The following is a 26582-nucleotide window of genomic DNA, read 5'->3' as shown; positions in this document are numbered from 1 at the left end:
TTATGAAATATATGTACTCACTTTGCAGATCAATAAAACTGCACGCATGCATTAGCATGTTCTTGTTATGTTTAGTATCTTATAGTTGTGGCGGATCAGACGATGGAATATCCGAACCTCCGGGAAATCCCGGAACAGATCCTGCCCCAGACCCCGATGATCCATCGGACGACTGGAGAACTTTATACAACGGTATTATCCTACCTTCCGTATGGCCGCCCAAAAACATCAATATCAGTTCGTATGAACCGATGAATGTCCCTTATTTGCAGACTCCGCCAGAAGTGGTTCCCATTGATGTAGGCCGTCAATTGTTCTTTGACAATTTTCTGATTGCTAACACAGACCTGGAACGTAAATTCTATAAGCCTAAAAAGTATGCACAAAACCCTATATTAAAACCTGAAACAGCTTTGGAGACATCGAACATTCCCGGTGCTTCTGCCAAAGACGGTGGTGTGTGGTGGGAACCCAGAGAACAAATATTCAAAATGTGGTATGAGGCCGGATGGCTTAATAAAATGGCCTATGCGACCAGTAATGATGGTGTAAATTGGGTACGCCCGGATTTGAATAATGGTTCGAACGAACTTCTGACATTATCCAGATTTCCTGCAAACTCATGCGCCGTCGTACTGGATTACGAGGCATCCGACAACGAGAGATACAAAATGTTTTTACGCTCGCCGAACGCTGACGCAACAGACAATGCCGGCTATTGTATGATTTCTTCGAATGGAAAGCAGTGGAGCTGGTTTACCAAAACAGGTCCTTGCGGTGACAGAAGCACTATGTTCTACAATCCTTTCCGTAAGAAATGGGTATTCAGCATACGTACTCTGGGTGTACTGGGTAATTCTCCACATGGAAGAGCCAGATATTACCGGGAACACTCTGACTTTCTGGCCGGAGCCGTTTGGTCAAAAGCGGATGTAGTATTCTGGTGTAATGCAGATAATAAAGATACCCCGGATCCAGAATTCAATCTGCCACCGGAACTTTATAATCTGAATGCTGTAGGTTACGAAAGCATCATGTTGGGACTCCACCAAATTCTATTGGATGAAAATGAAATTGCCAAAGCAGCCAACAGACCAAAAATTACAGAGTTGAAAGTTTCTTTCAGCCGTGATGGTTTTCATTGGGACAGACCTTACAGGGATGCATTTATTCCTGCTACCCGTGTGCCAGGTAGCTGGGATCGTGGATATGTACAATCCGTAGGTGGTATCTGTACTGTTGTAGGAGACCAGTTAAGATTCTACTACATCGGTTTTAAAGGTGGAGATAGCTCCAGCTATATGCATTCAAACGGTGCTACTGGTATGGCTACTCTTCGCAGAGACGGATTTGCTTCTATGTCGACAACAGGAGAAGGTAGCTTGACAACCCACCCTGTCAAATTCAGCGGAAAATATATGTTTGTCAATGTCAACTGTCCGGCAGGAGAACTCAAGGTGGAGATCCTGGACAAAAATAATAAAGTTATTGATGGCTTCTCGGCTGACAAATGTAAAGCAGTTACTATTGATTCTACTATTCAACAGGTAGAATGGAATGGAGCCAGTGACTTATCCTCTCTGGCAGGACAAGAAGTCAGATTCAGATTCAAACTCAAAAATGGTGATTTGTATGCTTTTTGGGTAAGTCCAAGTACCAATGGTGAAAGTAATGGATATGTTGCCGGTGGCGGTCCCGGATATACAAGCAATAAAGATACGGAAGGGAAAAAAGCTTATGAAAAAGCGAGTGGTTTCCAAAAGTTCTAAATCCCGAAGAAGTTCATAATTTTATTCATATATAAAAAATAAGAACATTATCAAAGTCGGTGCAAGCTATATTTCTGATTATAAGAATAAAGGCCACAGGATTATAAATGATTCCAGTGGCCTTCATTTCTTTATACAGTTTTCTCTAAACTGTAATATCCAGTAAAACCTCTCCTCTTACATTCAGCACCTTAATCCTCAATTCATCGTTCTTCTTTTCCAAGATCATCACCGTAGCACTGTCCATCTTATATCCTCCACCAATAATAACCGGATAATTATTACCCAGTTCTCCTTGCGGATGGTAAGCGTATTTATGTGTATGTGCATTCAGACTGACATTAAAAGGTGCTTTTTCCAATAATTTAATCCACAGATCTGCACAGAGATTCTTTTCATAATTACCGTAAAGCGGAATATGATGAATAAGGACACGTTTCTTTGCTTTCTTGAATTCTTTGGCAGACAGCTCCTTTTTCAGGAAATCCACTTGTTCATTACGCAGTTGGGTAAAATCATTCAAACCATAATATACCCAGTGAGAATCTAACTTGTCTTCTCCACAGTCGAGCATAACGATACGGGTATCTCCCCAGTTGAAAGAGCCGTAAGTCTTATCCTCTACATAGTCGTAGTGGTCACGTAAACCAATAGAGTAAGCATTTCGTATTTCGTGATTACCGCGCATAAAGAAAGTCGGTATGCGGTCGCCACGGACACCTTCGGTTAGCTCACTGATAAAAGCGGTTGCCTGGTTGTGGTCTACAGGATCATCCACACAATCCCCATTGAAGACAACAAAGTCATAATTGAGATTCTTGATTTGTTTACATAAAGCCCGGAAGGTTTGTGTATTCTGATGCAAATCGTTGAAAACAACAGCAGTGAAAGAATCTGTATCGGTTGCCGGAAGAGTAAATTCAGAGAAATCTGACTGGGCAGTATTTCCGAATACTTTTTTATAAGCCTGATAAAGTAGCATTTCTTGTGAGCATACACGGTAATAATATTTCTGACCGGGTTGCAAACCGTCTATACGTATTTTATGCAGTTTGTTATTGCAGACCACCTGACCGTCAACAATCATACGCGCACGTTCCAGCCGGGTAGTATCTGTGCCATATTCCACCCAGCAATAAGAAGGAACGGTTGTTTCCCACATCACAGTAATGCCATTACCCACAGGATTCTGCAAATAAGGTTTAGTACGGAATATCTTGTCTGCCTTTTCAGCAGTACGCAATTCCACAAGTATGGGACGATGGTCGGAAGCCATTGGCTCATTAACTACTCTCGCAGATATGACAGCAAATCCGGTAGCGTTTTGCTTTGATGCGGCAATATAATCAATGGTTTCTTTTGGATCGGGAGCAGGATAAGTATGCTTTTCCGGATTGGAGAGTATTTGAAAATCCTTTTGCAATTCTTTGATGAAATCGGATTCCGGTTCAGCATTCATATCTCCGGCTAGAAAAAGAGGCTTTTTACAGGAAGCAATCAATGACTTCACTATTTCCAAAGATTTCATACGGTCTTCTTCCGTTAATGACAGATGAGTACAACAATAAATATAATCCTCAAATTCTGCCAGAATCAAGGTGCGGGCCTCTTCTCTACCAGGTAAAGGGATAGTTTGTAAACGTAGCGGAACTTGCTTTGCCAACAGTCCGATTCCATATTTACCTCCTTCAAACTCTATAGCAGGTGCAAAACAAGCATGCATTTGCGTACATTCAGCTATCTCACCCAGCACATATTTCTGTCCGCTCCGACGGGTCATACTGTCTACCTCTTGTATAGCCACAACATCAGGAGAAGCATTATTTATCACATTGGCTACCCGTTGAAAACTACAAATATCATCCATGCCATTCGCATTTTTAATATTATAAGTCATCAGTCTCAATGTATGTTGAGCCTGTACTGGAAAAATAAATAGAATGGCGGAAATGAGTAAAAAGATCTTTTTCATGTTCTTCATTTTTGGGGGTTATGTTAAGTCCCCCAAAGGTAAGAAAAAAATAAAAAGCCACAAAGATACGGATTCATACCTTTGCGGCCTCTTATTGTTAAGAATAACTTTTCTCTAAATGGGGGGATGAGAATAAAGCTATATTATTTACAAGGTCGATTTATTATCTTATTATTTCTTTTGCCACTTTGCGGCAGTATCCCACATTTGCGGATCTACGCTATTAAAGTGCCAAAAACCGATTTGAGAGATTCCCAGTTCATCAGCTAGTTCAAGTAGCGCTTCCGTACTTCTGGCATCACTTGCATAAAACAGATGCCGATTACCATCAGTACCATCATACAGATACATGTTTACCTTTTCATAACATAACCAGGTAGGAGAAGGCAAAATTCCATTTATACTGTCAGGCACAGATTGGTAAATCTGCCTTCCTTTGATGCCGCCAGTTACAGCATAATCATTTGCATAAGCAGGCAGAGCCATCACTAATTTATCATTCGGAATGTGTTTCATCCAGAAAAGCATCGCCTCTCTAGTCCATAGATAATTAGACGTAGGTCCAATGCCCATACAATCATCCCTATGTTTGAGCTCGGGCTTATCTATCCCAGGTGCAAAATACATATCGTAACACATCACTCTAACTAAGTCGCAAGTAGTATTCAAAACTGCCGGATCGTGAAACATCTTAGTTTCGTTATCCTGATACAAAGCCGGATAAAAACTAACGCAATGGCTTAATTTCTTTCCAACAGCATGGAGTTCTTTTGAAGCCAGTTTCAGGAATTCGGTATATGCATCCTGAATATCAGGGTTCAAATGTTCGAGATCAAGATCTATTCCATCATATCCGTTTGCATTGCAATCACTTACATACTTCTCAACAAGCGCCTTTCTTTTCTGTGGCGTATCAATCGTTTCTTCATTCCCACCTACAGCCTGATATACTTCGATATGATTCTGATGACATTCATCGATAAATGATTTCGGAGGATTCCCGAAAACGCTAATGGAACTAATAATCTCTTTCACTGGCTCTATATCCTTAAGAGAGCTTCCATCTATATAGACATACCAAGGAGCTACTTTCTTCTCCTGGGTGGTGGAAGAGAATATTTCCTGCTTGCAGGAAACACTCGTCATTACCAACATTACACAGCATATAGCTGTTCCAATTATGCTTAAATACCTCATTGAATGTAAAGTAAACTGTTATTCTTCATCATAATTATACTTCTTATATTCTATATAGTCATATTTGACTGTATATGTCTTTGCAGTAGGCTTATCTCCTTGCCAGCCACCTCCATCAGCAAAGGTCATCATTGAGAATCCAAATTTAAACTGTGCCGGAGTATACCAAGTAGTAAATGTTTTCGCCACTTCACCATCTATAATCCATGCCGCCCAATATGCACCATCTGCATTAAGTCTAAGGTCAATAGTCAAAGTGTGTTTACCCGGATCAATAGGTACACCGTAAACTCCCATAGCTTCCGTATAACAACGTACCAGCATCTGACCTGGAACAGGAGGAACCGTACAAGCCGCACGATCATTTTCAGTACCCGAGAAAACAAACATAGAGAATGACCTTTCTTCAGCGTTAGTTGCAGCGATATTACCACCTGCCAACCATTTTTCACCTACCCCTACCAAAGGAACATCTATTTCCCATGTATATTTTCCAGCTCCCACTTCCGGACTATAAACGAAGTTATTCCCGTTAGATAGATTCAAACTTCCATCCGCAATCGTTCCTCCATTGTTAGTCCATCCAACAGGAACAAAACCAGCTTCCTCAAAGTCCCACTTCACTGTTGTTCCCTCTGGTTCGGGAGGAAGCTGACCTTCGATAATCGGCTTCATTGAATAATCATAAGGAACATATTCAAGATAATCAAATAAGGCATAATTTTCTTGAGTTGCCGCATGATCGCCCATACCATAAAGATTCTCGACACTAGATATAGCACGGAAATAAGCCTCTTCACCATAATCTAATTGTGCCCTCTTTAAAACTTTACCATCAACCGACCACTCCGCCAGATATTTCTTATTTTCTAACTTCAAATCCAATACAAACGTATGCCAAGCATCCCCCTTAATAGGCGTGAATTCAGAGAAAAAAGGATTAGCCTGACTAGTCACAAGGCACAGCATATCATCTGGTCCGGCACTATGTGCTGCACGGTCTGCAGCTGTACCGGAACAAATTTCAAAATCCAATTCATGCCCATCATCAAAATATAAAAATGCTCCAATACTAGCCCGGTCATTCATTCCGAATTTAGGGACATATATCCTCCATTCATAACGACCTGATCCGAATTGCGTTGTTGTCTGCACCTTGAAACGGTCCCCATTAGTACCTTCATACTCTTCACCTGCCCGGGTATAGATTCTTAACGCTTTTCCATCTTCACATTCGTCATTATCTACGATAGTGATCGGATTGATCCCTGCCACAAGCCCCGTCTTTTGCAATCCAGTAAAGTCACCGTAATTATAAATGGTTCCTTTATAGCCATCCTGAATAACTGTGATGGTTCGAAGTTCAGCACCTTTCGCCGCTATGGTCAAGGTTGCACTGCGTTTTGGGCCGTTATTCTTATCAGCAGCAATTGTTAGCGTACCATTACCAGTTCCTTCCAAAGGAGAAACTGTAAGCCAATTACCACCTGCCTGATCCACTGCTACTTCCCAAGCTGCTTCTGACGTAATATCTACAGTCTGAACTTCAGTAGAGGAGACTCCGAATGTTAAAGCATTTGTGGAGATTCCGCATGCAACAATCTCTGTTTTCTCTTTGAAGCTATCACCGCATGATACTAAAGAGGCATTACATAATACACCTATTGCTAAATATAAATATCTTAGTTTCATAATGATTGTTTTTATTGTTTCATTCAGTTCTTCAAATTCGGATTAATAGACGAATCTACAAAAGGACGGGGAAGATACATCTTACTGTCATTCCACGTACCTGATACGGAAACAGCTTCTTTCCTGAAGACTCCGGGAGCCACTTCAATCTCCGGATTTAATTTTCTGTATTCAAAATGATCTTTAATGCGATTCATGCGAAACATATCCCTCGCTCTAGTGGCAATATTTCCCCAATAATATCCGGCTATTTCCCAACCATGTTCATTATAGGCAGCTTCTGCCAGTTCATCATACGACATGGTTGTCTTATAGATATCCCGGTCTGCAACAACAGATCCATTGGCACGATTACGTACCTCATTCAATAAGTTGACAGCTTCCGTGATACTACCTGTTTTGGAACGACCTACAGCTTCGGCATACCAGCAATATACTTCTGCCAAGCGAATAATCTGATGCGTCTTTTCTCCATTCTGATTCATCGAAATCTTCGGATTCGTATAATCGAATTCTTCTCCAGTGGTCGTTTCTACTTTCTTCATGAAACAGGGAGCAACAACCACACGCGGCGCTTCCGGATTGGGGTCTTCCCACCAATCACGCAACTTCGTTTCATTCTTCAATATGATTTTCGGGAAATAAGATGCATCTTTGCGTGAGCCTTCCGGGAAATCATACCAGAATTTAATTTCTCCGTTCGTATCTCCCCATCCACCGCCACCATAAGCATAGTCTGCCAGGAAATCAGCTAAAGGGGCATTGGTAAGTGCATCTATTCCTAAATTATAATAAACACCAAGCAACACTTCAGGATTATTCTTATTATACTCCATCGAATATACTTGCTTGTAATCAGGTAATAGCTTGTAGTAGTAAGTACCTTTCTTCGAAGCATCGATTACTTCTTTTGCCTTTGCAGCGGCTAGTTGATAATATTCTGTTCCCTTGTTCAACGGCCATCCTGCCATTGCCATATACACATAAGCCAATGTTGCTTTTACAGCTCCTTGACTAACAGCAATGTTTACCCCATTTCTTGCGTAGGGTTCTTTAGTATAATTAGCAGGAACCATTGTTTCTGCCTTTTTCAGATCAGATATAATCAGCTCGTAAATTTCAGGAACGGTTGCCAATGGCATGTTGTAATTGATTTCATCTTTCACAACCATAGGTACCTCTCCCCAAGCCATTACAAAGTAAAAATAAGAATAGGCACGCCAATAATAAGCTTGTCCAATGGCTGCATCTTTCTCTTCCTGGCTCACCTCCGGAGTTCGTCCGGCATTATCTATAATGAAATTAGCAGCTTTTACTAATCTCCAACGAGCTCCCCACAATTCAGTCACCCAAGTGTTATTGTCCGAAACATTATAAGTATCTACCTCACGCAACCCCTGTTTATTAGCTGCAGGGTGTGTAGAAATATCATCACCCATCACTGATTCGAAACCTGCCCAGATATTTGCATACATATCACTCGCAACTTTGGAATACATTCCATTCAGAGCCAAGTCCAGATCACCTTTTGAATTGAAGAAATTAGTTACCGCCAACTGCCCTTTAGGATCTTCTGTCAGTAAATCCTGGCAAGACACCATCCAAAGTGCTATCAATGCTAGTCCGACAGATTTGAATATTCTATATATTGTTTTCATATCCATGTATAGTTAAAAGATTAAAAGTTAAGTTTCATACCAAAAGTGAATGTTCTTGGAACAGGATAAGATCCCATATCCACACCATTAAAGCCATAATCGGATTCACTGTACACTTCTGGGTCCATACCTGTATATTTCGTTAATGTAAACAGGTTTTGAGCACTGACCGACAGTTGAATATCGGCTACTTTCGTTATCTTCTTAGGAATATTATACGTAAGGCTTATATTTTTCAGTTTCACAAATGATGCATCTTCAAGCCAGAAGTCGGAATCAGGATAGTTTCTATTATCTGAATTTTTATGACTTGCATACACAGCATCTGCTTTATTGGCTACTTTATCCCAACTTTTGTAATAAGCATCAGATAAAGAGATGAAACGATATACACCTGTCATAGATCCCATCGCATAGCGGCTTACATTCAGTCTATCTTGTCCTAATGCAGCATTGATAAAGAGATTGAGCGTCCAATTTTTCCAAGTAAATGTATTATTCCATCCGAAAGTCCAATTAGGCTCGGCCTGCCCTTTAGTAACCAGATCGTCAGCACCCGGATTGGTTGTCAAACTTCCATTAGATTGATGTTTATACAAGTTGGCGCCCTGATCATTAAAGTTTGCCCATTCATAAAGATAGAAAGAGCCAATCGGATACCCTACTTTTTTAATTTGAATGGGACCACCGCCAATACTTGTATAATTCTCCCCAACGATAAAATCACTACCTGCCAGATCGATTATCTTATTCTTTAAATAAGATGCATTCAGCGATGTTTCCCAACCAAATATATCTTTGTCAGTCAAAGGAGTAGCTGTGATGGTGAATTCAACACCAGAGTTTCTAACCTCACCTTGGTTGACCCAGAAAGAGCCACCTCCGTTATACTGAGGAGCAGGTTTGCGAAGCAACAAGTCCTTAGTATCTTTCCGGAACCATTCGGCTGTAAAACTCAAGCGACCGTCTAAAACACTGGCGTCCAAACCTATGTTATACTGATAGGTGCTTTCCCATGTTACATCCGGTGTAGCGAGATTTCCAGTCCAATAACCGGTATGGATTGCATCGCTACCATAACCGTCATAATTTGTAGGAGCCAACATACCTAATGTTGTGTAAGCACCGATACTTTGATTACCAACAACACCAAAACTGGCTCTTAGTTTCAATTGCTGGACAATGTTTTGTTTGCTCATAAAGTTTTCTTTGGCAACATCCCAAGCAACAGCTGCTGACGGAAAATATCCCCATTTATTCTTCTTCTGAAACTTAGATGAACCGTCGGCACGGAAAGTACCTGTCAGCATATACTTCCCTTTGTAATTGTACATAATTCGACCAAGTCCGGACACAATAGCTTCTGCGGAATAGCCATTCTCTCCATCGCGTGTCTTTGCATTTTTTGCATTCCAATAACCAACAAACTCATTGGCTAAATCACTTCCGGTCAATTTTAGATTTCTGCCTTCGGCACCACTTGCTTCAAATACAGCTGTTGCAGTCAGATGATGATCGCCGAAACTTGTGTTATAAGTCACATTATTGGTATTCTGCCAGAATAGATTCATCCTGCTCGCATTTTCCATACCACTAATTTGTCCGGGTTTTGCTAACGACGAGGTGAAAGAGTAACTCGGAACATGAGAGTAATTAGCAGCACCCTGTACAGACAATGTCAACCCTTTCATTATTTTGAAAGTCAAATCCATATTAGTATTCAAAGCATACACGTATGAGTCACCATAATTTGCGACACGTGCACCATAAGGGTTTCCATTTACTGAATTATAAGGGTCCATATTATAAACGCCCGTTACCGGATCTTTCATTTCCATCGTAGGAGAATAGTTCAGGAAGTTCATAATGTCAATACCCCCATTATGACTGTGAGTACGTGAAGCATTAATTTTGGTAGAAAGTGTCAACCACTTGGTGAGTTCATTATCCAAATTTATCCGTAACTGTGCACGTTGATACTTGGTCGTGATGGTCATGGCTGTCATATTCAGTACATTGGCTGAAATAAGATACTTATTTTTAGCCGTTCCACCCGAAATACCTAATTTATAGTCCTGACTAATACCGGTCTGCAACATCAAATTCTGCCAGTCAATACCCTTGGAACCATTCTTATAGGCTTCCATCTCATCATCTGCAAATGAGATACCATTATACTCCTTTAATGCAGTCGCATATTCATAAGCATTCAGTAAGTCATATTTTTTAAGGATGTTCGATACGCCTATAGCCACATCTGCATAAATCTGTACTTTACCTTCCACCCCTTTTTTAGTAGTTACCAACACCACACCATTAGCGCCGCGTGAGCCATAAATAGCTGTTGCCGAAGCATCTTTCAGAACTTCAATAGATTGAATGTCGGCTGGATTTACATCCAGTCCACCAGACATAATACCATCAATGACATACAGGGGGTCATTGCTGGTATTAAGAGAAGTGGTACCACGAACACGAACTTTAACTGTACCACCAGGTAAACCATTTACGCTCGTCACTGCCACACCTGCAGTACGTCCTTGCAGAATATCTTCCACCCGCTTTACCGGCTGATCCTTAAATTGTTTGGAAGAAACAGAAGCCACAGCACCGGTTATATCTGATTTTTTCACTACACCATATCCGATGACCACTACCTCACTCAATTGGTTCTGATCCTCCTGCATTGTAATCTTCAAACTGGTATTCGTTCCCAGTTTAACCTCTTTAGTCACGTATCCGATATAAGAAAACAATAGTGTAGACCCAACAGGAGCACTAATCGAGAATTTTCCGGAAAGATCCGTTACGGTGCCTGTTTGTGCGTCTTTAAGGGTTACGTTGACACCGATGACAGGTTCATTGCTGTCGGCATCCGTAACAGTACCCGAATACTGTTTTGCAACCTGTGCATAAGTAGATGTAACTGCTGCAAAAAGAAATAGTAGCAAGCAGCCAAGCGTTTTTCTTAGATTATCCATATACTTTTCATTTAGTTAGAATATAATGATATTAGATTTTTAGGAATTTTAGATACAAGTCAAGGCATTTAAAATGTTCCCAACATTACTCCGCCTCTTCATTCTACAGTTTTAGGATGTATCCATAGTAAATAGTCTTTTTTTTAAGGTTTAATACGTTTCGTATTTAGTGTTAACTGTGCAAATATAGGCGCAAAGCATGGAAATAGAGATCAAATAACATCCATAATTAGTCCGCTACTGTTCAAAAGGATCATTCTGAATATCCTTTCTAGCTATCTAATGAGCTTTGTGGACAAAAGAAGATGAAATCTATTGTACAGTTTCATAACTTCTTTTATATTTGCTCTATCAAAAGAACATAACTATGTCAAAAGCACACGTACTAAAGAGGTATTCTTTTCTAATCTGGATATTATTCTTTGTTCTTTCTACAAAGGCTGAACAACAAGACTACTACTTCAGACAAATTTCTTTGGAACAGGGATTGTCACAATCAAGAGTGCAGTGCATTTACAGAGATCATTTAGGAGTAATATGGATAGGTACCAAATGGGGATTAAATAGTTATGACCAATCTGAACTGAAAAGTTATTTTCATGACCGGGAGCAGCCCAACTCATTGCCCGACAATTTCATTCGTTTTATTACAGAGGATCGTTTAGGCGATTTATACGTTTCTACCAATAAAGGAATTGCCATCTACAATAAAGCAGAAAATCAGTTTCAGCCATTGAAATATAACGGGAAGCCATTTAACGCTTGGTCTTATCTTCAAATAGGTGACAATTTCCTGTTTGGAGGAGAAGAAACTTTATACCAATACAATCTGACGGATAAAAGTATTACGACGATCTTCCCCGACATCGATGGAGACAAGTTAAAATGTATCAATCGCATCTTTCAGTGGAGTCCCGATATGCTGATAACCAGTAGTAAAAAAGACGGACTTTGGATGTACGACTTGATAAAAAAGAAAATGTATCGATGTCCATTTGTAAAAGAGCGTGAGATAAACACCATATTTGTTGACTCTCAAAACCGGCTTTGGGTATCATTCTATGGCAAAGGAATAGCCTGCTACTCGAAAGAGGGGAAAAGGCTTTTCAGTTTATCCACCAAAAATTCCGGGCTCAACAACGATATCATTTTTGATTTTCTTGAAAAAGACAACCAACTTTGGATAGCTACTGACGGAGGAGGTATCAACATACTTGACTTCCAGACTATGAAGTTCTCTCATCTTAAACATATTTCCGATGATGAACAATCCTTGCCGAATAACTCTATCTACCGGCTGTATAAAGATCAGATGGACAATATATGGATAGGCAGTATACACGGAGGATTATTCGCCATTAAGAAAGTGTTCATCAAAACCTATAAAGATGTTCCACTGAACAATCCCAATGGAGTTAGCGAACGTACCGTGGTTAGCATCTTTGAAGATAAGGATACATTGCTTTGGATTGGAACAGACGGAGGAGGTATCAACTCATTTGACCAAAAAACGAATACATTTCATCATTACCCTACTACATACGGGGAGAAAGTTACCTCTATCACAGATTTTTCTGAAAATGAGCTCTTATTATCATGTTTTAATAAAGGGGTCTTTACCTTTAATAAGAGAACCGCACAGATGCAACCTTTTCCCATTATCAATGACTCTATTTCGAAAAGAGAATTTTCATCCGGTGATTTGGTAAATCTATATGCTACAAAAGATAATATTTACATATTAGGAGCAAAAGTCTATATCTACAACAAGCATACCCGGCAAACATCTATTCTCTACGCGCCCCAAATAGACATTCAACGCCAAATAGCTATGCAGGCAATTTATTCCGACGATACGCATCTGTATCTAATGGGAACCAATAACCTGTTTAAACTAAACTTCAAAACTAACGAACTATCTTCATTAGTCAATATGAAAGAGGGAGATGATTTCACATCGGCCTGCCGGGATGATAAAGGTAACTTTTGGATAGGAAGTAATTTCGGACTGCTCTTCTATAATAAACAGACTGGAAAAACAGAAAAAATACATACCAACTTGTTCAACAGTGTATCCAGCCTTGCCTATGATAAAAAAGGAAAAGTCTGGATAGGAGCGCAGAACATGTTCTTTGCGTATATTATCAACGAAAAACGTTTTGTTATCCTGGACGAATCCGATGGAGTTCCTTCCAACGAATTGATATTTACCCCTATTCCTGCTCTTCGTACTCCCAATCTGTATATGGGAGGTACTATGGGACTGGTACGCATTAATACGGATATTATTTTCGAAAGTAATTCGTCTCCTATTCTCAAGCTACTTGAAGTAAAACTGAATGGTAAATCAACTCTGAAACAGGTTAATAATAACTGTATTTCGATTCCTTGGAATCATTCATCGTTCAACATTAAAGTGATTGCTGACGAAAAGAACTCCTTCCGAAAACACCTTTTCCGGTATGTCATCACAGGAAAAGACAAAATGGTGATCGAGAGTTATCTCCAGACACTCGAATTGGGTACATTAGCATCAGGAGAATATACCATCAGCGTATCCTGCGACACCTCCAACGGTGAATGGAGCCAGCCGATAGAGATCTTAACTATTATAGTCTCACCTCCTTGGTGGAAATCTATCTGGTTTATTATACTATGCATTTTCTTTGCATTTTTAGTGGCAGGAGTGGTCTTCTTTAGTTTGATAAGAAAAAAAGAAAATCGGCTGAAACGTGAGATGCGGGAACATGAGAAGAAGATATATGAAGAGAAAATACGCTTCTTAATCAATATCAGCCATGAGCTACGTACCCCTTTGACACTCATCTATGCTTCCCTGAAACGAATTCTAAATAAAGAGGTGAAGCAAGACGAGCTACCGGAATATCTACAGGGAGCATTCAAACAGGCGAATCAGATGAAAGATATTATCAACATTGTGCTTGATGCACGCAAAATGGAGGTAGGACAGGAAGTGCTACACATCTCTTCGCATCCTTTACACAAGTGGATACAGGAAGTGGCAGAAACATTTCAAACTGCATCTAAAGCCAAAGAAATTGAAATTACATACGACTTTGACGACAGTATACAATCTATCGCGTATGATGACACTAAATGCAAAGTTGTTCTTTCCAATCTGATTATGAATGCTTTGAAATATAGTCCTAATCAGACTCGTATTGTTATAAAAACCATCCGTACAAATGAAAGTATACAAGTACACGTACAAGACCAGGGAATTGGATTGGATAATGTAGATATAAAGAAGCTCTTTACCCGTTTCTACCAAGGCAAACATAATGAGGGAGGAAGTGGTATCGGTTTATCTTATGCTAAAATGTTGATTGACCTGCATGGAGGCAGGATGGGGGCTTTCAATAATGAAGACAGAGGGGCCACATTCTTTTATGAAATACCGGCTAATCTACAAGAACAAGAAGTATCATGTCCTCAACATTCCTACCTCAACGAACTTTTAAGTTCTCCGGAGGAAGAAGAGAAAATAGAATCCGGAGCTTTCTCTCTACAAGGATACTCACTGTTGATTGTAGAAGATAAACAGGACTTAAGGGAATTCTTAAAAAATGCTCTTAAGGATAAATTCAAGAAGATCTATCAGGCAGAAAATGGATTAGTAGCGCTGGAAGTTATTAAGCAACAGCAACCGGACATTATAGTAAGTGATGTAATGATGCCACAAATGAATGGCTATCAGCTATGCAAGGAAATTAAAGAGAATCTGAATATTAGCCATATCCCTGTTATTCTACTTACCGCCAGAGCCGATTCTGAAAGCCAGATGTTAGGATACAAATTAGGAGCCGATGCCTATTTGCCCAAACCATTTGAAATGGAAATGCTCCTTAGCGTGATCCAGAACCAGATGAGAAATCGTGAATATATTAAATCCAGATACAGGGGCAATCAATTCATTCTGTCTCCGCAAGAGGCTACTTTCAGCAATGCGGATGAACAATTTATGATTAAATTGAATGAAATGATCGATCAGAATCTGTCTCAACCAGATCTGGACGTAAAATTCCTGACTGCTCAAATGGCTATGAGCCGGACATCCTTATATAATAAGATCAAGGAACTGACCGGCATGGGAGCAAACGATTATATCAATCGTAGAAGAATCGACAAAGCAATCATTCTTTTAATTCAGTCTGACATGAGCATTACTGAAATATCAGAGCAGGTAGGTTTCACTTATCAACGATATTTCAGTACGTTATTTAAAGAAATGAAAGGAATGACTCCTTCTCAATTCAGAGCACAACATGGTTCCACCCAACAACAATCAGAATAGATTCAGCACTTTAGTTTATCATTTATATAGAAATTATACTTCCCGGAACAGAGCGATTAAGATTTCCAGTGCAGATTTGGACGTTTCATGATTTGAAATGACTAAAATCTGATGAGTAGAATAAGGTATTCGACTACTTTTGCAGCAAGCAATTGATAGAAAACGAATACACTTAAATTCAATTATTATGAGAAACTACTATTTAACTCTGTTACTAATATGCATTTGCGGCCTTTGCTTTGCACAGCAACAGACCAATGACATCAGTACTAAAAATCCGCCAAACAAAGAATGGAACTTCAACAATCTGGATGGATGGAAATACGGACATCAGGATAACAACCCGGATAATCAATGCATATTAGAGAATGGCTACTTACGGATCTTTACCCGAGCTAACTCGGTGGATCGGAAAAAGGTTCATACTGTAGAACGGATTTATACAACAGGAAGATATACCTGGCGTACTCATATCCCGCAAATGGGAATAGGAGATCAATGTAGCGTGGGTTCGTGGATATACCATGACGACCAACATGAATTGGATTTTGAAGTCGGATATGGTAAAGACACAGTTCGCAAGGAGTTAAATGCAGCTCCCAACGAAATGATTGCTTATATGACATCGCAGGCATATCCTTTTTCTTCCGTTCCTGTAGTAATCAAGACCGGATGGCATCTGTTCGAAATTGATCTGACATTAAAAAACGGGAACTATTACATCACCTGGTTAATAGACAACGAACCTAAACATGAACTTCAACTGGAATTTGGGAAAGACATTGCATTCCATATTTTTTGCAGTGTAGAGAATCTTAAATTTATTGGAGAACAACCGGCACAACAGGAAAATTCCGGATTGTTTGATTTCGTCAGATATACATATCATGACTAAATAAATGAACTTAGTACACATTTCTTAAAATCCCCCCAATTACATACCATGAGAACAACGTTCATTTCACTTTCTCGGATATTCATGAACATTTGTCTCAATGCGCAGGATAGAGCAGTTGATGAAGGTCATGCTCTCTAAATATAAAATAGCCCTCGCTACAAATCTGTAACGGGGGTATTTTTTAGAGGAGTCATTTCTCCTCTTGCTAATGTTTTGTTTATGTGCTTTTTATATCTGAATACATCAATCAGATAATCCCTCTCACTCTATCGTCAAATGCAGAAAGCGCAGCTTTCGCTCCTTCGCCCATAGAGATAATAATTTGCTTATAAGGAACCGTAGAAACATCTCCGGCTGCATAGATACCCGTCACATTCGTACGGCAATGTGCATCAATCATGATTTCGCCCAGACGGTTGGTTTCCACTATGTCGCGGAATACACTGCTATTCGCAGAAAGCCCAATTTGTACAAATACACCATCCAACTCAACCAAACGTTCTTCTTCCGTTTTGCGATCTTTGATGCGCAGGGCAGTCAGTTTATCACCATTTCCTATCACTTCCGTAGTCTGTGAACTTGCAAACACTTCCACATTCGGCAATGATTTAAGTCGCTCTTGAAGTACACTGTCCGCTTTCAACTCATCCATAAATTCAAAAACAGTGACTTTGGAGCAGATACCGGCCAAGTCAATGGCTGCCTCAATGCCGGAATTTCCACCACCTACTACCGCTACATGCTTTCCTTTATAAAACGGCCCATCACAATGAGGACAGAAAGCGACACCACGACCGATATACTCCGCTTCTCCCGGAACATTCAGTTTACGCCAGCTTGCACCAGTTGCAATAATCAGTGCCGGAGCCAGGAATTTCTCCCCAACAGAGGTAGTGATCTGCTTTTGTTTTCCAACCACTTCTACTTTTTCTACTTTACGATGCTCCAGCAAATCCACCGGATAACGCAACAAGTGAGTTTTCAGATTATCGGCAAGTTCATTTCCTGTCGTTTCCGGAACAGAAATTAGATTTTCAATACCCACCGTTTCTTTTACCTGTCCGCCAACACGCTCGGCCACGATAGCTACACGGAGTCCTTTACGGGCAGAATAAATAGCTGCTGATACTCCTGCAGGTCCTCCACCGACTACAATCACATCATATTCTTTCACCTCTGCATTCGCTTTGGTTTCGTCAATACCATATTGATCTTCCAACTTGGCAAGCAATTCGCCAAATTCACCACGGCCTACATGAAGCAATTTTCCATCTGCAAAGACAGAGGGTACTCCTTGTATCTTCAGTGCATCTACTTCATCCTGATAAAGCGCACCGTCTACCATTTCATGCGTAATAGCCGGATTCAAAGTAGTCATTGCATTCAGAGCCTGCACTACGTCAGGGCAGTTCGTACAAGTCAACGAAACATAAGTGGTCAGATGTATCGGGCCTTTCAGTGCTTTCACACGGTTGCAAACGGCCTCATCGGGAAAGTTCTTTCCTTTGCCGTCCAGATTCAGGATAGCCAAAAGCAATGATGTGAACTCATGTCCGTTAGGAATACCCCGGAATGTGATTCCGGTACGATCACTATTCTTTAATAAAGTAAACTTCAATGCTTCTCCCTCATTCACCGAGCAAGTGATATGATCGGAACAATCCGCTACATCTCCCAGCAACTCCAATAATTCTGTTTTGTTTTCGTGGCTGGATGATACGGATATATCAAAAGTAAAGTTTGCCTCCAGCCCAGCAAAAATACCCTTTAGTTGTTCTTTTAATGCAGATTCTAACATATCTTTTTCCTTTCATTTTTTTAAAAGAAAGGCCGGCAGCGTCTCTCGTTACCGGCCTCCCATAATCACCATTATCAAGATCTATCAAATCTTACCTACCAGGTCAATGCTTGGTTTCAGGGTAGACTCACCCTTCTTCCATTTAGCCGGGCAAACTTCTCCGTCATGGCTGGCTACAAACTGTGCAGCTTCCACCTTACGAAGCAATTCACTTGCATCACGGCCAATATTGTTATCATTCAGTTCCACCACTTTAATCTTTCCTTCCGGATTGACAACGAATGTACCGCGATAAGCCATACCCTCTTCTTCGATATATACACCCAGTGCACGGCTCAAAGCGCCAGTCGGGTCTGCCAACATCGGATATTGAATCTTGCGAATACTTTCAGAAGCATCATGCCAAGCTTTGTGCACGAAATGAGAGTCAGTACTTACCGAATAGATCTCTACACCCATCGCCTTGAACTGATCGTACTTTTCAGCCATATCCACCAATTCAGTAGGACATACGAAAGTAAAGTCAGCAGGATAGAAGAAAAGAATCGCCCATTTACCTTTCAGGTCATTGTTGGTTACAGTCTTGAAAGCTCCGTTGTGAAAAGCCTGAACGCTGAATTCAGGAAGTTGAGAATTTAAAATTGGTTCCATAATCTTTATTGCTTTTATTGTTATTAATTGATTTGACTTATAACATCAGAAACAACGTTTTGTTTTTTGTTTCTGATGCAAAGATAAAGGCAGAAACCCCGCCTTTGCAAAAAAAGCCCAATCGAATATTTCTATGCGGTGATAGATGAAATTAATAAAAGCATTTTATACCTTTGCATGCATAAACAAAAAAACTGGAAAATATATACGATTATGGAACATCCTCTTGACCAATTCTTATATTGCCCTAAATGTGGTTCCTCTCATTTTGAGATTAACAACGAGAAATCTAAAAAATGTGCAGATTGCGGCTTTGTCTATTATTTCAATCCTTCTGCCGCCACAGTAGCACTCATCTTGAATGAGAAAAATGAACTGCTTGTCTGCCGGCGTGCTAAAGAGCCGGCAAAGGGAACTCTCGACCTTCCCGGAGGATTTATCGATATGAACGAGACAGGTGAAGAAGGCGTAGCCCGTGAAGTGCTGGAAGAAACCGGATTGAAGGTAAAAAAAGCTATTTACCAGTTTTCACTTCCCAATATTTATGTCTATTCAGGTTTTCCTGTACACACACTTGATATGTTTTTTCTCTGCACCGTAGAAGACATGAGCCATTTCTCCGCCATGGATGATGTAGCAGATTCTTTCTTCCTACCTCTCTCCGAGATTCATCCGGAAGATTTTGGGTTGGATTCTATCCGTCGCGGACTTAGCTTGTTTCTAGCTCAATGCCGCTAAGATAATCTCATCAGCCTGATAGATTGAGAGTATTTCATCTATAGTTATGTCCCATTTTTAAGATATTCCTCCAAAACATCAGATAAAAAAATAATGATCTGGAGAATAAAATGCATAAAAACATGCAACTGTATGCAAAATCACAGGCTAATACCGTATAAATTCAAGTCGAATATGCATCTTTTTCTATCAAGAAAAGATTCGTTGGTTTAAAACCAAGGAGTTCTTCCCCACCGAGGAACGCTTCCTTTCTCACCGACGAAGCAGCTTTTGCTCGGTGAGGAAGACAAATAAGGGAAAATTAAGACCGTTTTTCTTCTATTTCATCACAAATATCGAAAAGGCAACAAACAACAAAATGCCAGTTTCTAACCACATTTCAGTTTACACAACAAGTGAAAAAGAAGAAAAGCATTACAATTTAATCGACAAACATCTCATATAACAAAAAGAAAGAATTTCGCACCTACAAATCTCTGCGTTTTTTTATATTTCTCAATCCTCCCAGTAATTACGCCTTTTATTCTCGTTTAAATATTCCTTTTCTTAAGATGGGCCATTTTTCAGTAGCCAATTGATGTATTTGTAAAATAGAAGTTCATCTCAACCAAATAGATCAAAGTAATTTATCACATAATCTTAAACAATCATATTATATTACTATAAATGAACAAAATACAACATATTGTGTTATCTTTGTAACCACCATTAATTTAATGGCCATTAAATTAACTGCCATTAAGATAGCAATAATATGAAGTTCTACGACCGAAAGAAAGAAATGGCGATACTGTATGCAGCTAAAAAGCAATCACAAACGAGCGCTTGCTTTACTGTAATGACCGGACGCCGACGAATCGGAAAAACAGCTCTACTCTTAGAGTCTGTCAAAGACACCCGATTCGTATATATATTTGTAGCAAGAAAGAGTGAAGTCCTGCTTTGCGCACAATATCAACCTGTCATTCAGGAAACGCTTGGCATTCGTATCTATGGAGAAATCAGAGAGTTCGCACAGCTCTTTGAACTGCTGATGCAACATTCCCAAAAGGAAAATTTCACATTAATCATTGACGAATTTCAAGAATTTCTCTATATCAATCCGTCTATCGTCAGTGACATACAACGTATTTGGGACCAATATCACGCGACTTCCAAAATCAATTTCATTGTATGCGGTTCCGTTTATTCAATGATGAAAAGAATATTCGAAGACCGCAAGGAGCCACTATACGGACGCCTTACCGCCCGAATTTCTCTGCATCCATTCACCACCACCGTTATCAAAGAGATTCTAGCAGACCATGCCCCCCAATTCACATCGGAAGATTTGCTTTGCTTGTATTTGCTGACAGGTGGAGTAGCCAAATACATCACCCTATTGATGGAAGCGAAAGCATTTAATAAAACTGCCATGATAAATTATGCGCTTTCCGAAGGCTCACCATTTCTGACAGAAGGCAAAGACATGTTGATTTCCGAGTTCGGGAAAGACTATGCCAATTATTTTTCTATCCTATCTCTCATTGCAGAAGGAAAAACAACACAACGAGAGATTGATTCCATCATCAATAAAAACACCGGTTCCTATTTAGCCAACCTTGAGGATGAATATTCATTAATCAAAAAAGTGAAACCGATGTTCGCTAAACCTAATAGTCGTGCTACCCGTTATTGCCTGCAAGACAATTTTCTACGATTCTGGTTTCGCTTTATTTTCTCAAACAACGCAGTACTAGAAATGGGGAAAAACCATTTACTGATAGAATATGTAGAAAAGAACTATGAACAATACAGCGGCCTATTGTTAGAAAAATATTTCCGTGAACTTATCGCTGAAGAAGAGGAAGTTACCGACGTAGGTAACTATTGGGACAAAAACGGAGAAAATGAAATAGACCTGATCGCCCTCAACCGGTTTAACAAAACAGCACTTATCGGAGAAGTAAAAAGAAATCCGAGAAAAATAAGTATCCCGGCATTGGAAAAGAAAGGAGAAACTTTACATAAAGAATTAAATGATTATAAAATAACTTTCAAAGGATTCTCATTGAAAGATATGTAGTACTTTTGCATAAACACCCGATTATGAAAAAAGAAATTACTAGACTCATTTGTGCCGCCATCTGCTGCACGCCCATTATAGGATTTGCCCAGACAGGTGATAAGTTCACTTCGACTGACAACCTTTATAAAGAAGGGAAAGAACTTTTCCAGGAAAGAAATTATGCAGCTGCTCTGCCGGCATTGAAAGCATTTGTAAAACAAAAACCTGCAGCCAGCCTTCTTCAGGACGCAGAGTATATGCTGGTCAGTTCGGCTTACGAACTGAAAGACAAAAACCGCATCGAACTCCTCCGCAAATACCTTGACCGTTATCCTGATACTCCATACGCTAACCGTATTTATGCGCTGTTAGCCTCCTGCTATTTCTACGAAGGAAAATATGATGAAGCACTGGCACTTTTCAACTCTGCCGACCTCGATTTGTTAGGTAATGAAGAACGGGACGACTGCACCTACCAACTGGCTACCTGTTATCTGAAAACCGATAATCTAAGAGAAGCAGCCATCTGGTTTGAAACTTTGCGTGCCAACAGCCCCAAATACGCCAAAGATTGTGATTACTATCTTTCCTACATCCGCTATACACAAAAACGTTATAGTGAAGCATTGAAAGGTTTCCTTCCCTTACAGGACGACTCGAAGTACAAAGCACTCGTCCCTTATTACATAGCCGAAATTTATACGCAGCTCAAAAACTATGATAAGGCACAAATTGTAGCACAAAACTACCTGTCAGCCTACCCGAACAACGAGCACGCTGCAGAAATGTACCGTATTCTGGGAGATGCCTATTACCATTTCGGACAATATCACCAAGCCGTAGAAGCATTCAACAATTACCTGAATAAGGATCGCTCGGCTCCCCGCCGCGATGCCCTTTATATGCTGGGTCTCTCCTACTACCAAACAAAAGTATACTCCAAAGCAGCCGAAACATTAGGTAAGGTGACAACTGACAACGATGCCCTTACCCAAAATGCATATCTCCACATGGGACTCTCTTATCTGCAACTGGCAGAAAAAAACAAAGCACGCATGGCTTTTGAACAGGCAGCCGCCTCCAATGCTAATATGCAAATCAAGGAACAGGCAGCTTACAATTACGCTCTTTGCCTGCACGAGACTTCTTTCTCCGCTTTCGGTGAATCAGTTACTGCCTTCGAGAAATTCCTGAATGAATTTCCGACTTCTCCATACGCTGAAAAAGTCAGCAGCTACCTGGTAGAAGTTTATATGAATACACGTAGCTACGATGCAGCTTTGAAATCAATCGACCGGATTGCCAAACCAAGCGCGCAAATATTGGAAGCCAAACAGAAGATACTGTTCCAATTAGGAACTCAATCTTTCGCTAACGCCGACTTCGAACAAGCTCTGAAATATCTGAACCAATCCATTGCCATCGGACAATACAATCGTCAGACCAAGGCAGACGCTTACTATTGGTGCGGAGAATCCTATTACCGTCTAAACCGAATGGTAGAAGCCGCACGTGATTTTAATGCTTATCTGCAACTCACCACCCAACCCAATAACGAAATGTATGCGCTTGCCAATTATAACTTAGGGTATATCGCTTTCCACCGGAAAGACTATACGCAAGCAAGCAATTACTTCCAAAAATACATTCAACTGGAGAAAGGCGAAAATGCAACCGCACTTGCCGATGCATACAATCGTATTGGTGACTGCCACCTGCATGTACGTAACTTTGAAGAAGCCAAACAGTATTATTCGCAAGCCGAACAGATGAATACTTCTTCCGGAGACTATTCTTTCTATCAGCTGGCTCTTGTATCCGGTCTGCAGAAAGACTATACCGGTAAGATTACCTTGCTGAACCGTCTGGTAGGAAAGTACCCTGCTTCTCCTTATGCCGTAAACGCTATTTACGAGAAAGGGCGTTCCTATGTTCTCATGGATAACAACAACCAAGCCATTACTTCTTTCAAAGAATTGCTGACTAAATATCCTGAAAGTCCGGTCAGCAGGAAAGCTGCCGCCGAAATCGGATTATTATATTACCAAAAAGGAGATTACAACCAAGCAATCGAAGCCTACAAACAGGTTATCGAAAAATATCCGGGCAGTGAAGAAGCACGCCTTGCCATGCGTGATTTGAAATCTATTTATGTGGATCTCAACCGCATCGACGAATTTGCTGCTTTAGCAAATGCCATGCCAGGACACATCCGTTTCGATGCTAACGAACAAGACTCGCTTACGTATGCCGCCGCAGAAAAGATTTATGCACGAGGCAGAATGGAAGAAGCCAAAACAAGCCTCAACAAATACCTGCAAACTTTCCCGGAAGGAGCCTTCAGCCTGAACGCACATTATTATCTCTGCCTGATCGGAAACGAGCAGAAGAATTATGATATGATTCTTCTACATTCCGGTAAGTTGTTGGAATATCCAAACAATCCGTTTGCAGAAGAAGCACTAATCTTGCGTGCTGAAGTGCAATTCAACCAGCAAAATATGGCTGAAGCATTGGCTAGCTACAAAATGCTGAAAGAAAAAGCAACCAACGTAGAGCGCCGCCAACTTGCTGAAACGGGTATTCTGCGTTGCGCCTTCCTATTACGAGATGATATAGAAACCATCCATGCAGCTACCGACCTGCTTGCAGAAGCCAAACTTAGTCCGGAGCTAAGAAATGAAGCTCTTTATTACCGTGCTAAAGCCTACACCAAGCAAAAGGCTGACAAGAAAGCAATGGAAGACTATCGTGAACTGGCCAAAGACACACGTAACTCTTACGGTGCCGAAGCTAAATATCAGGTTGCACAATCCCTCTACGACGCAAAAGAATATGCCGCTGCAGAGAAAGAGTTGCTCAACTATATAGAACAGAGTACGCCACATGCTTATTGGCTAGCGCGCAGTTTTATCCTTCTATCCGACGTCTATCATGCTACGGGTAAAGATCTGGACGCACGCCAATATCTGCTAAGTCTGCAACAAAATTATCAAGGGAATGACGATATTGAAAGCATGATTGAAAGCAGACTTAGTAAATTGAAAGTTGAGAATTGAGAATAAAAAAATAGAAAAGTATGAAACGATCTCATTATATAATAAGAGGACTCGCATTGGCAATCTCAATGCCATCCTGCCTTCAAGCCCAAACCACCCAACCGAAGGATACAACAATGACCCGCACGGTCGTTGTGGAACAAGAATATAACCCGGACATTATGGATGCTTCGAAAGTGAACGTCCTGCCTAAAGTAGAAGAACCGACAGTGAGCAAGAAAGAAGTAGAATATGCTACAACATTCTTTCCGGCCACTTCCGTTCCGGCAGGCCTGATGCGCCCCTATACCGGAAAAGAAGTTCAACCCGGCACTACCCCGGGATATGTACGTGCCGGATATGGTAATTATGGCAATTTGGATATTCTTGCCAATTATCTATTCCGTCTGTCGCAGAAAGACAAATTGAATGTACGTTTCCAAATGGATGGAATGGATGGTAAACTAACGCTTCCTTTCACAGACTCCGAAAAATGGAATGCATTTTATTATCGCACACGCGCAAATGTAGATTACACACACCAATTTAATAAACTGGACTTAAATATTGCCGGAAACTTCGGATTGAGCAACTTCAACTTCCAACCGGAAAGCGTAAACAGCAAGCAGAAATTCACATCCGGTGACTTCCATGCGGGCATTCATTTCACTGATGAGACTGCCCCACTGCGTTTCAACGCAGAAACAAATCTGTTGATGTATGAACGTCAACATAACATGTTCAATGAATCTGAAGCCAATACAGGTATCAAGGAAACAATCATACGCACCAAAGGCGATGTCACGGGAGCTATCGGCGACCAACAATTAATAACTATCGCTTTGGAAATGAACAATCTTCTCTACAACGGATATACAAAGAATGTTTCCACCGGAGATGAATACTTCAAAAACTACACAACGCTTCTTTTAAATCCATATTACGAACTGGATAATGATGACTGGAAACTGCATATCGGAGCCAATGTAGATTTATCTTTCGGATTTGACAAGTCTTTCCGTATCTCACCCGATATCACTGCACAGTATATTTTTTCTGATAGCTACATTGTTTATGCAAAAGCAACCGGCGGTAAGCAATTGAATGATTTCCGCAGATTAGAAAGTATCTGTCCTTACGGTGAACTGCCGGAGGCAAATACCACTGCCACTTTGGGATACGTACAACGTCCTTATGATACTTACGAGCAAATCAACGGTAGTATCGGATTCAAAGCAAGCCCTTATCCGGGACTTTGGTTCAACGTGTTCGGTGGTTATCAGAATCTAAAGAACGACTTATCTTATTTAGGTTTTGACCCAAGTAATATTCATTCAGGTTCTTACCTTTCTTTTGCTCAAGATAATACAGAAAATCTCTACCTTGGCGGTGAAATCAGTTACGATTACAAAGATATCCTCGGAATATCAGCTAAATATACTTACCGTAATTGGGACAGCAAAACAGAGGAATATCTGTTGGCTGTGAAACCAGTCAGTGAAATGTCTTTCAATGTACGTATTCATCCGATCTCTGCTCTTAACATAAATCTAGGTTATGATTACATCAGCCGGAAAGAAGTGAAAGAATATGCAAAAATGACCGCAATTAATGATTTGCATATCGGAGCCAGCTATAATGTATTCAAAGGAGTATCCGTTTATGCTCAAGTACATAACCTGCTGAACAAGAAATATCAATATTATTTAGGTTATCCTACGGAAGGATTCAATTTCTTAGGAGGATTGAGTTTCCGGTTCTAAAGTTTATCAATAAATCACAGTAACAGTTATAACACGAGACACTCATCTCATAAAAAAGAGGGCAT

General features: G+C 40.4%; 14 protein-coding genes. 7 read left to right on the top strand and 7 right to left on the bottom strand.

Annotation, left to right across the window (positions count from 1 at the left end):
- Window positions 1–56: 56 nt before the first annotated feature.
- Window positions 57–1769 (top strand): hypothetical protein, encoded by a 1713-nt coding sequence (locus BSAG_RS08855; RefSeq protein WP_008016624.1) that lies wholly within the window; start codon window positions 57–59, stop codon window positions 1767–1769.
- Between the two features lie 145 nt (window positions 1770–1914).
- Here the strand turns inward: BSAG_RS08855 and BSAG_RS08860 are convergent, their stop codons facing one another.
- From BSAG_RS08860 to BSAG_RS08880, 5 genes are all read right to left on the bottom strand, one after another.
- Entirely contained in the window at window positions 1915–3741 is a 1827-nt protein-coding gene (locus BSAG_RS08860) for an endonuclease/exonuclease/phosphatase family protein (protein ID WP_008997607.1), read from the bottom strand.
- A 171-nt stretch (window positions 3742–3912) separates the two neighbouring features.
- Window positions 3913–4896 carry a glycosyl hydrolase family 18 protein gene (locus BSAG_RS08865; RefSeq protein ID WP_004315658.1) on the bottom strand — a complete coding sequence of 328 codons (984 nt, stop codon included), beginning with the start codon at window positions 4894–4896 and terminating at the stop codon, window positions 3913–3915.
- A gap of 60 nt (window positions 4897–4956) precedes the next feature.
- Window positions 4957–6630: a BACON domain-containing protein gene (locus BSAG_RS08870; protein ID WP_004323859.1), complete on the bottom strand. Its 1674-nt coding sequence runs from the start codon at window positions 6628–6630 to the stop codon at window positions 4957–4959.
- Between the two features lie 23 nt (window positions 6631–6653).
- Window positions 6654–8288: a RagB/SusD family nutrient uptake outer membrane protein gene (locus BSAG_RS08875; RefSeq protein WP_004323860.1), complete on the bottom strand. Its 1635-nt coding sequence runs from the start codon at window positions 8286–8288 to the stop codon at window positions 6654–6656.
- Window positions 8289–8308: 20 nt separating this feature from the next.
- Window positions 8309–11269 (bottom strand): SusC/RagA family TonB-linked outer membrane protein, encoded by a 2961-nt coding sequence (locus BSAG_RS08880; protein ID WP_004315105.1) that lies wholly within the window; start codon window positions 11267–11269, stop codon window positions 8309–8311.
- A 367-nt stretch (window positions 11270–11636) separates the two neighbouring features.
- Between BSAG_RS08880 and BSAG_RS08885 the strand changes: the two genes are divergently transcribed.
- Together BSAG_RS08885 and BSAG_RS08890 are read left to right on the top strand one after the other, a co-directional pair.
- The gene (locus tag BSAG_RS08885; protein ID WP_008016627.1) at window positions 11637–15584 is read left to right on the top strand and encodes a two-component regulator propeller domain-containing protein; all 3948 of its coding nucleotides are present in this window, start codon (window positions 11637–11639) and stop codon (window positions 15582–15584) included.
- Window positions 15585–15771: 187 nt separating this feature from the next.
- On the top strand, window positions 15772–16479 hold the full coding sequence (locus tag BSAG_RS08890; protein WP_004307894.1) for a hypothetical protein: 708 nt from the start codon (window positions 15772–15774) through the stop codon (window positions 16477–16479).
- Between the two features lie 250 nt (window positions 16480–16729).
- On the opposite strand, the gene ahpF is transcribed toward BSAG_RS08890, so the two are convergent.
- Together ahpF and ahpC are read right to left on the bottom strand one after the other, a co-directional pair.
- Window positions 16730–18280, bottom strand: coding sequence for an alkyl hydroperoxide reductase subunit F (gene ahpF, locus BSAG_RS08895; RefSeq protein WP_004307893.1), 1551 nt, complete (start codon window positions 18278–18280; stop codon window positions 16730–16732).
- 84 nt (window positions 18281–18364) lie between these two features.
- Window positions 18365–18931: an alkyl hydroperoxide reductase subunit C gene (gene ahpC, locus BSAG_RS08900; RefSeq protein ID WP_004307892.1), complete on the bottom strand. Its 567-nt coding sequence runs from the start codon at window positions 18929–18931 to the stop codon at window positions 18365–18367.
- Window positions 18932–19144: 213 nt separating this feature from the next.
- On the opposite strand from ahpC, the gene BSAG_RS08905 reads away from it, so the two are divergent.
- From BSAG_RS08905 to BSAG_RS08920, 4 genes are all read left to right on the top strand, one after another.
- The gene (locus BSAG_RS08905; protein WP_008770568.1) at window positions 19145–19669 is read left to right on the top strand and encodes an NUDIX hydrolase; all 525 of its coding nucleotides are present in this window, start codon (window positions 19145–19147) and stop codon (window positions 19667–19669) included.
- A 754-nt stretch (window positions 19670–20423) separates the two neighbouring features.
- Window positions 20424–21734 (top strand): ATP-binding protein, encoded by a 1311-nt coding sequence (locus BSAG_RS08910; protein WP_004315096.1) that lies wholly within the window; start codon window positions 20424–20426, stop codon window positions 21732–21734.
- A gap of 23 nt (window positions 21735–21757) precedes the next feature.
- Window positions 21758–24775, top strand: coding sequence for a tetratricopeptide repeat protein (locus BSAG_RS08915; protein WP_008016629.1), 3018 nt, complete (start codon window positions 21758–21760; stop codon window positions 24773–24775).
- Window positions 24776–24795: 20 nt separating this feature from the next.
- Window positions 24796–26517, top strand: a complete 1722-nt coding sequence (locus BSAG_RS08920; protein ID WP_004323104.1) for a hypothetical protein — start codon at window positions 24796–24798, stop codon at window positions 26515–26517.
- Window positions 26518–26582 lie beyond the last annotated feature (65 nt).

It is taken from the genome of Bacteroides sp. D1 (assembly GCF_000157095.2).
GTDB lineage: Bacteria > Bacteroidota > Bacteroidia > Bacteroidales > Bacteroidaceae > Bacteroides > Bacteroides xylanisolvens.
The sequence above is the reverse complement of the archived record's forward strand: the minus strand, read 5'-3'. Positions and strand labels throughout refer to the sequence as shown.

Coding starts and splice junctions, on each gene's coding strand:
- BSAG_RS08855 (WP_008016624.1), top strand. CDS start 57: ATGTTCTTGTTATGTTTAGTATCTTATAGTTGTGGCGGATCAGACGAT.
- BSAG_RS08860 (WP_008997607.1), bottom strand. CDS start 3,741: ATGAAAAAGATCTTTTTACTCATTTCCGCCATTCTATTTATTTTTCCA.
- BSAG_RS08865 (WP_004315658.1), bottom strand. CDS start 4,896: ATGTTGGTAATGACGAGTGTTTCCTGCAAGCAGGAAATATTCTCTTCC.
- BSAG_RS08870 (WP_004323859.1), bottom strand. CDS start 6,630: ATGAAACTAAGATATTTATATTTAGCAATAGGTGTATTATGTAATGCC.
- BSAG_RS08875 (WP_004323860.1), bottom strand. CDS start 8,288: ATGAAAACAATATATAGAATATTCAAATCTGTCGGACTAGCATTGATA.
- BSAG_RS08880 (WP_004315105.1), bottom strand. CDS start 11,269: ATGGATAATCTAAGAAAAACGCTTGGCTGCTTGCTACTATTTCTTTTT.
- BSAG_RS08885 (WP_008016627.1), top strand. CDS start 11,637: ATGTCAAAAGCACACGTACTAAAGAGGTATTCTTTTCTAATCTGGATA.
- BSAG_RS08890 (WP_004307894.1), top strand. CDS start 15,772: ATGAGAAACTACTATTTAACTCTGTTACTAATATGCATTTGCGGCCTT.
- ahpF (WP_004307893.1), bottom strand. CDS start 18,280: ATGTTAGAATCTGCATTAAAAGAACAACTAAAGGGTATTTTTGCTGGG.
- ahpC (WP_004307892.1), bottom strand. CDS start 18,931: ATGGAACCAATTTTAAATTCTCAACTTCCTGAATTCAGCGTTCAGGCT.
- BSAG_RS08905 (WP_008770568.1), top strand. CDS start 19,145: ATGGAACATCCTCTTGACCAATTCTTATATTGCCCTAAATGTGGTTCC.
- BSAG_RS08910 (WP_004315096.1), top strand. CDS start 20,424: ATGAAGTTCTACGACCGAAAGAAAGAAATGGCGATACTGTATGCAGCT.
- BSAG_RS08915 (WP_008016629.1), top strand. CDS start 21,758: ATGAAAAAAGAAATTACTAGACTCATTTGTGCCGCCATCTGCTGCACG.
- BSAG_RS08920 (WP_004323104.1), top strand. CDS start 24,796: ATGAAACGATCTCATTATATAATAAGAGGACTCGCATTGGCAATCTCA.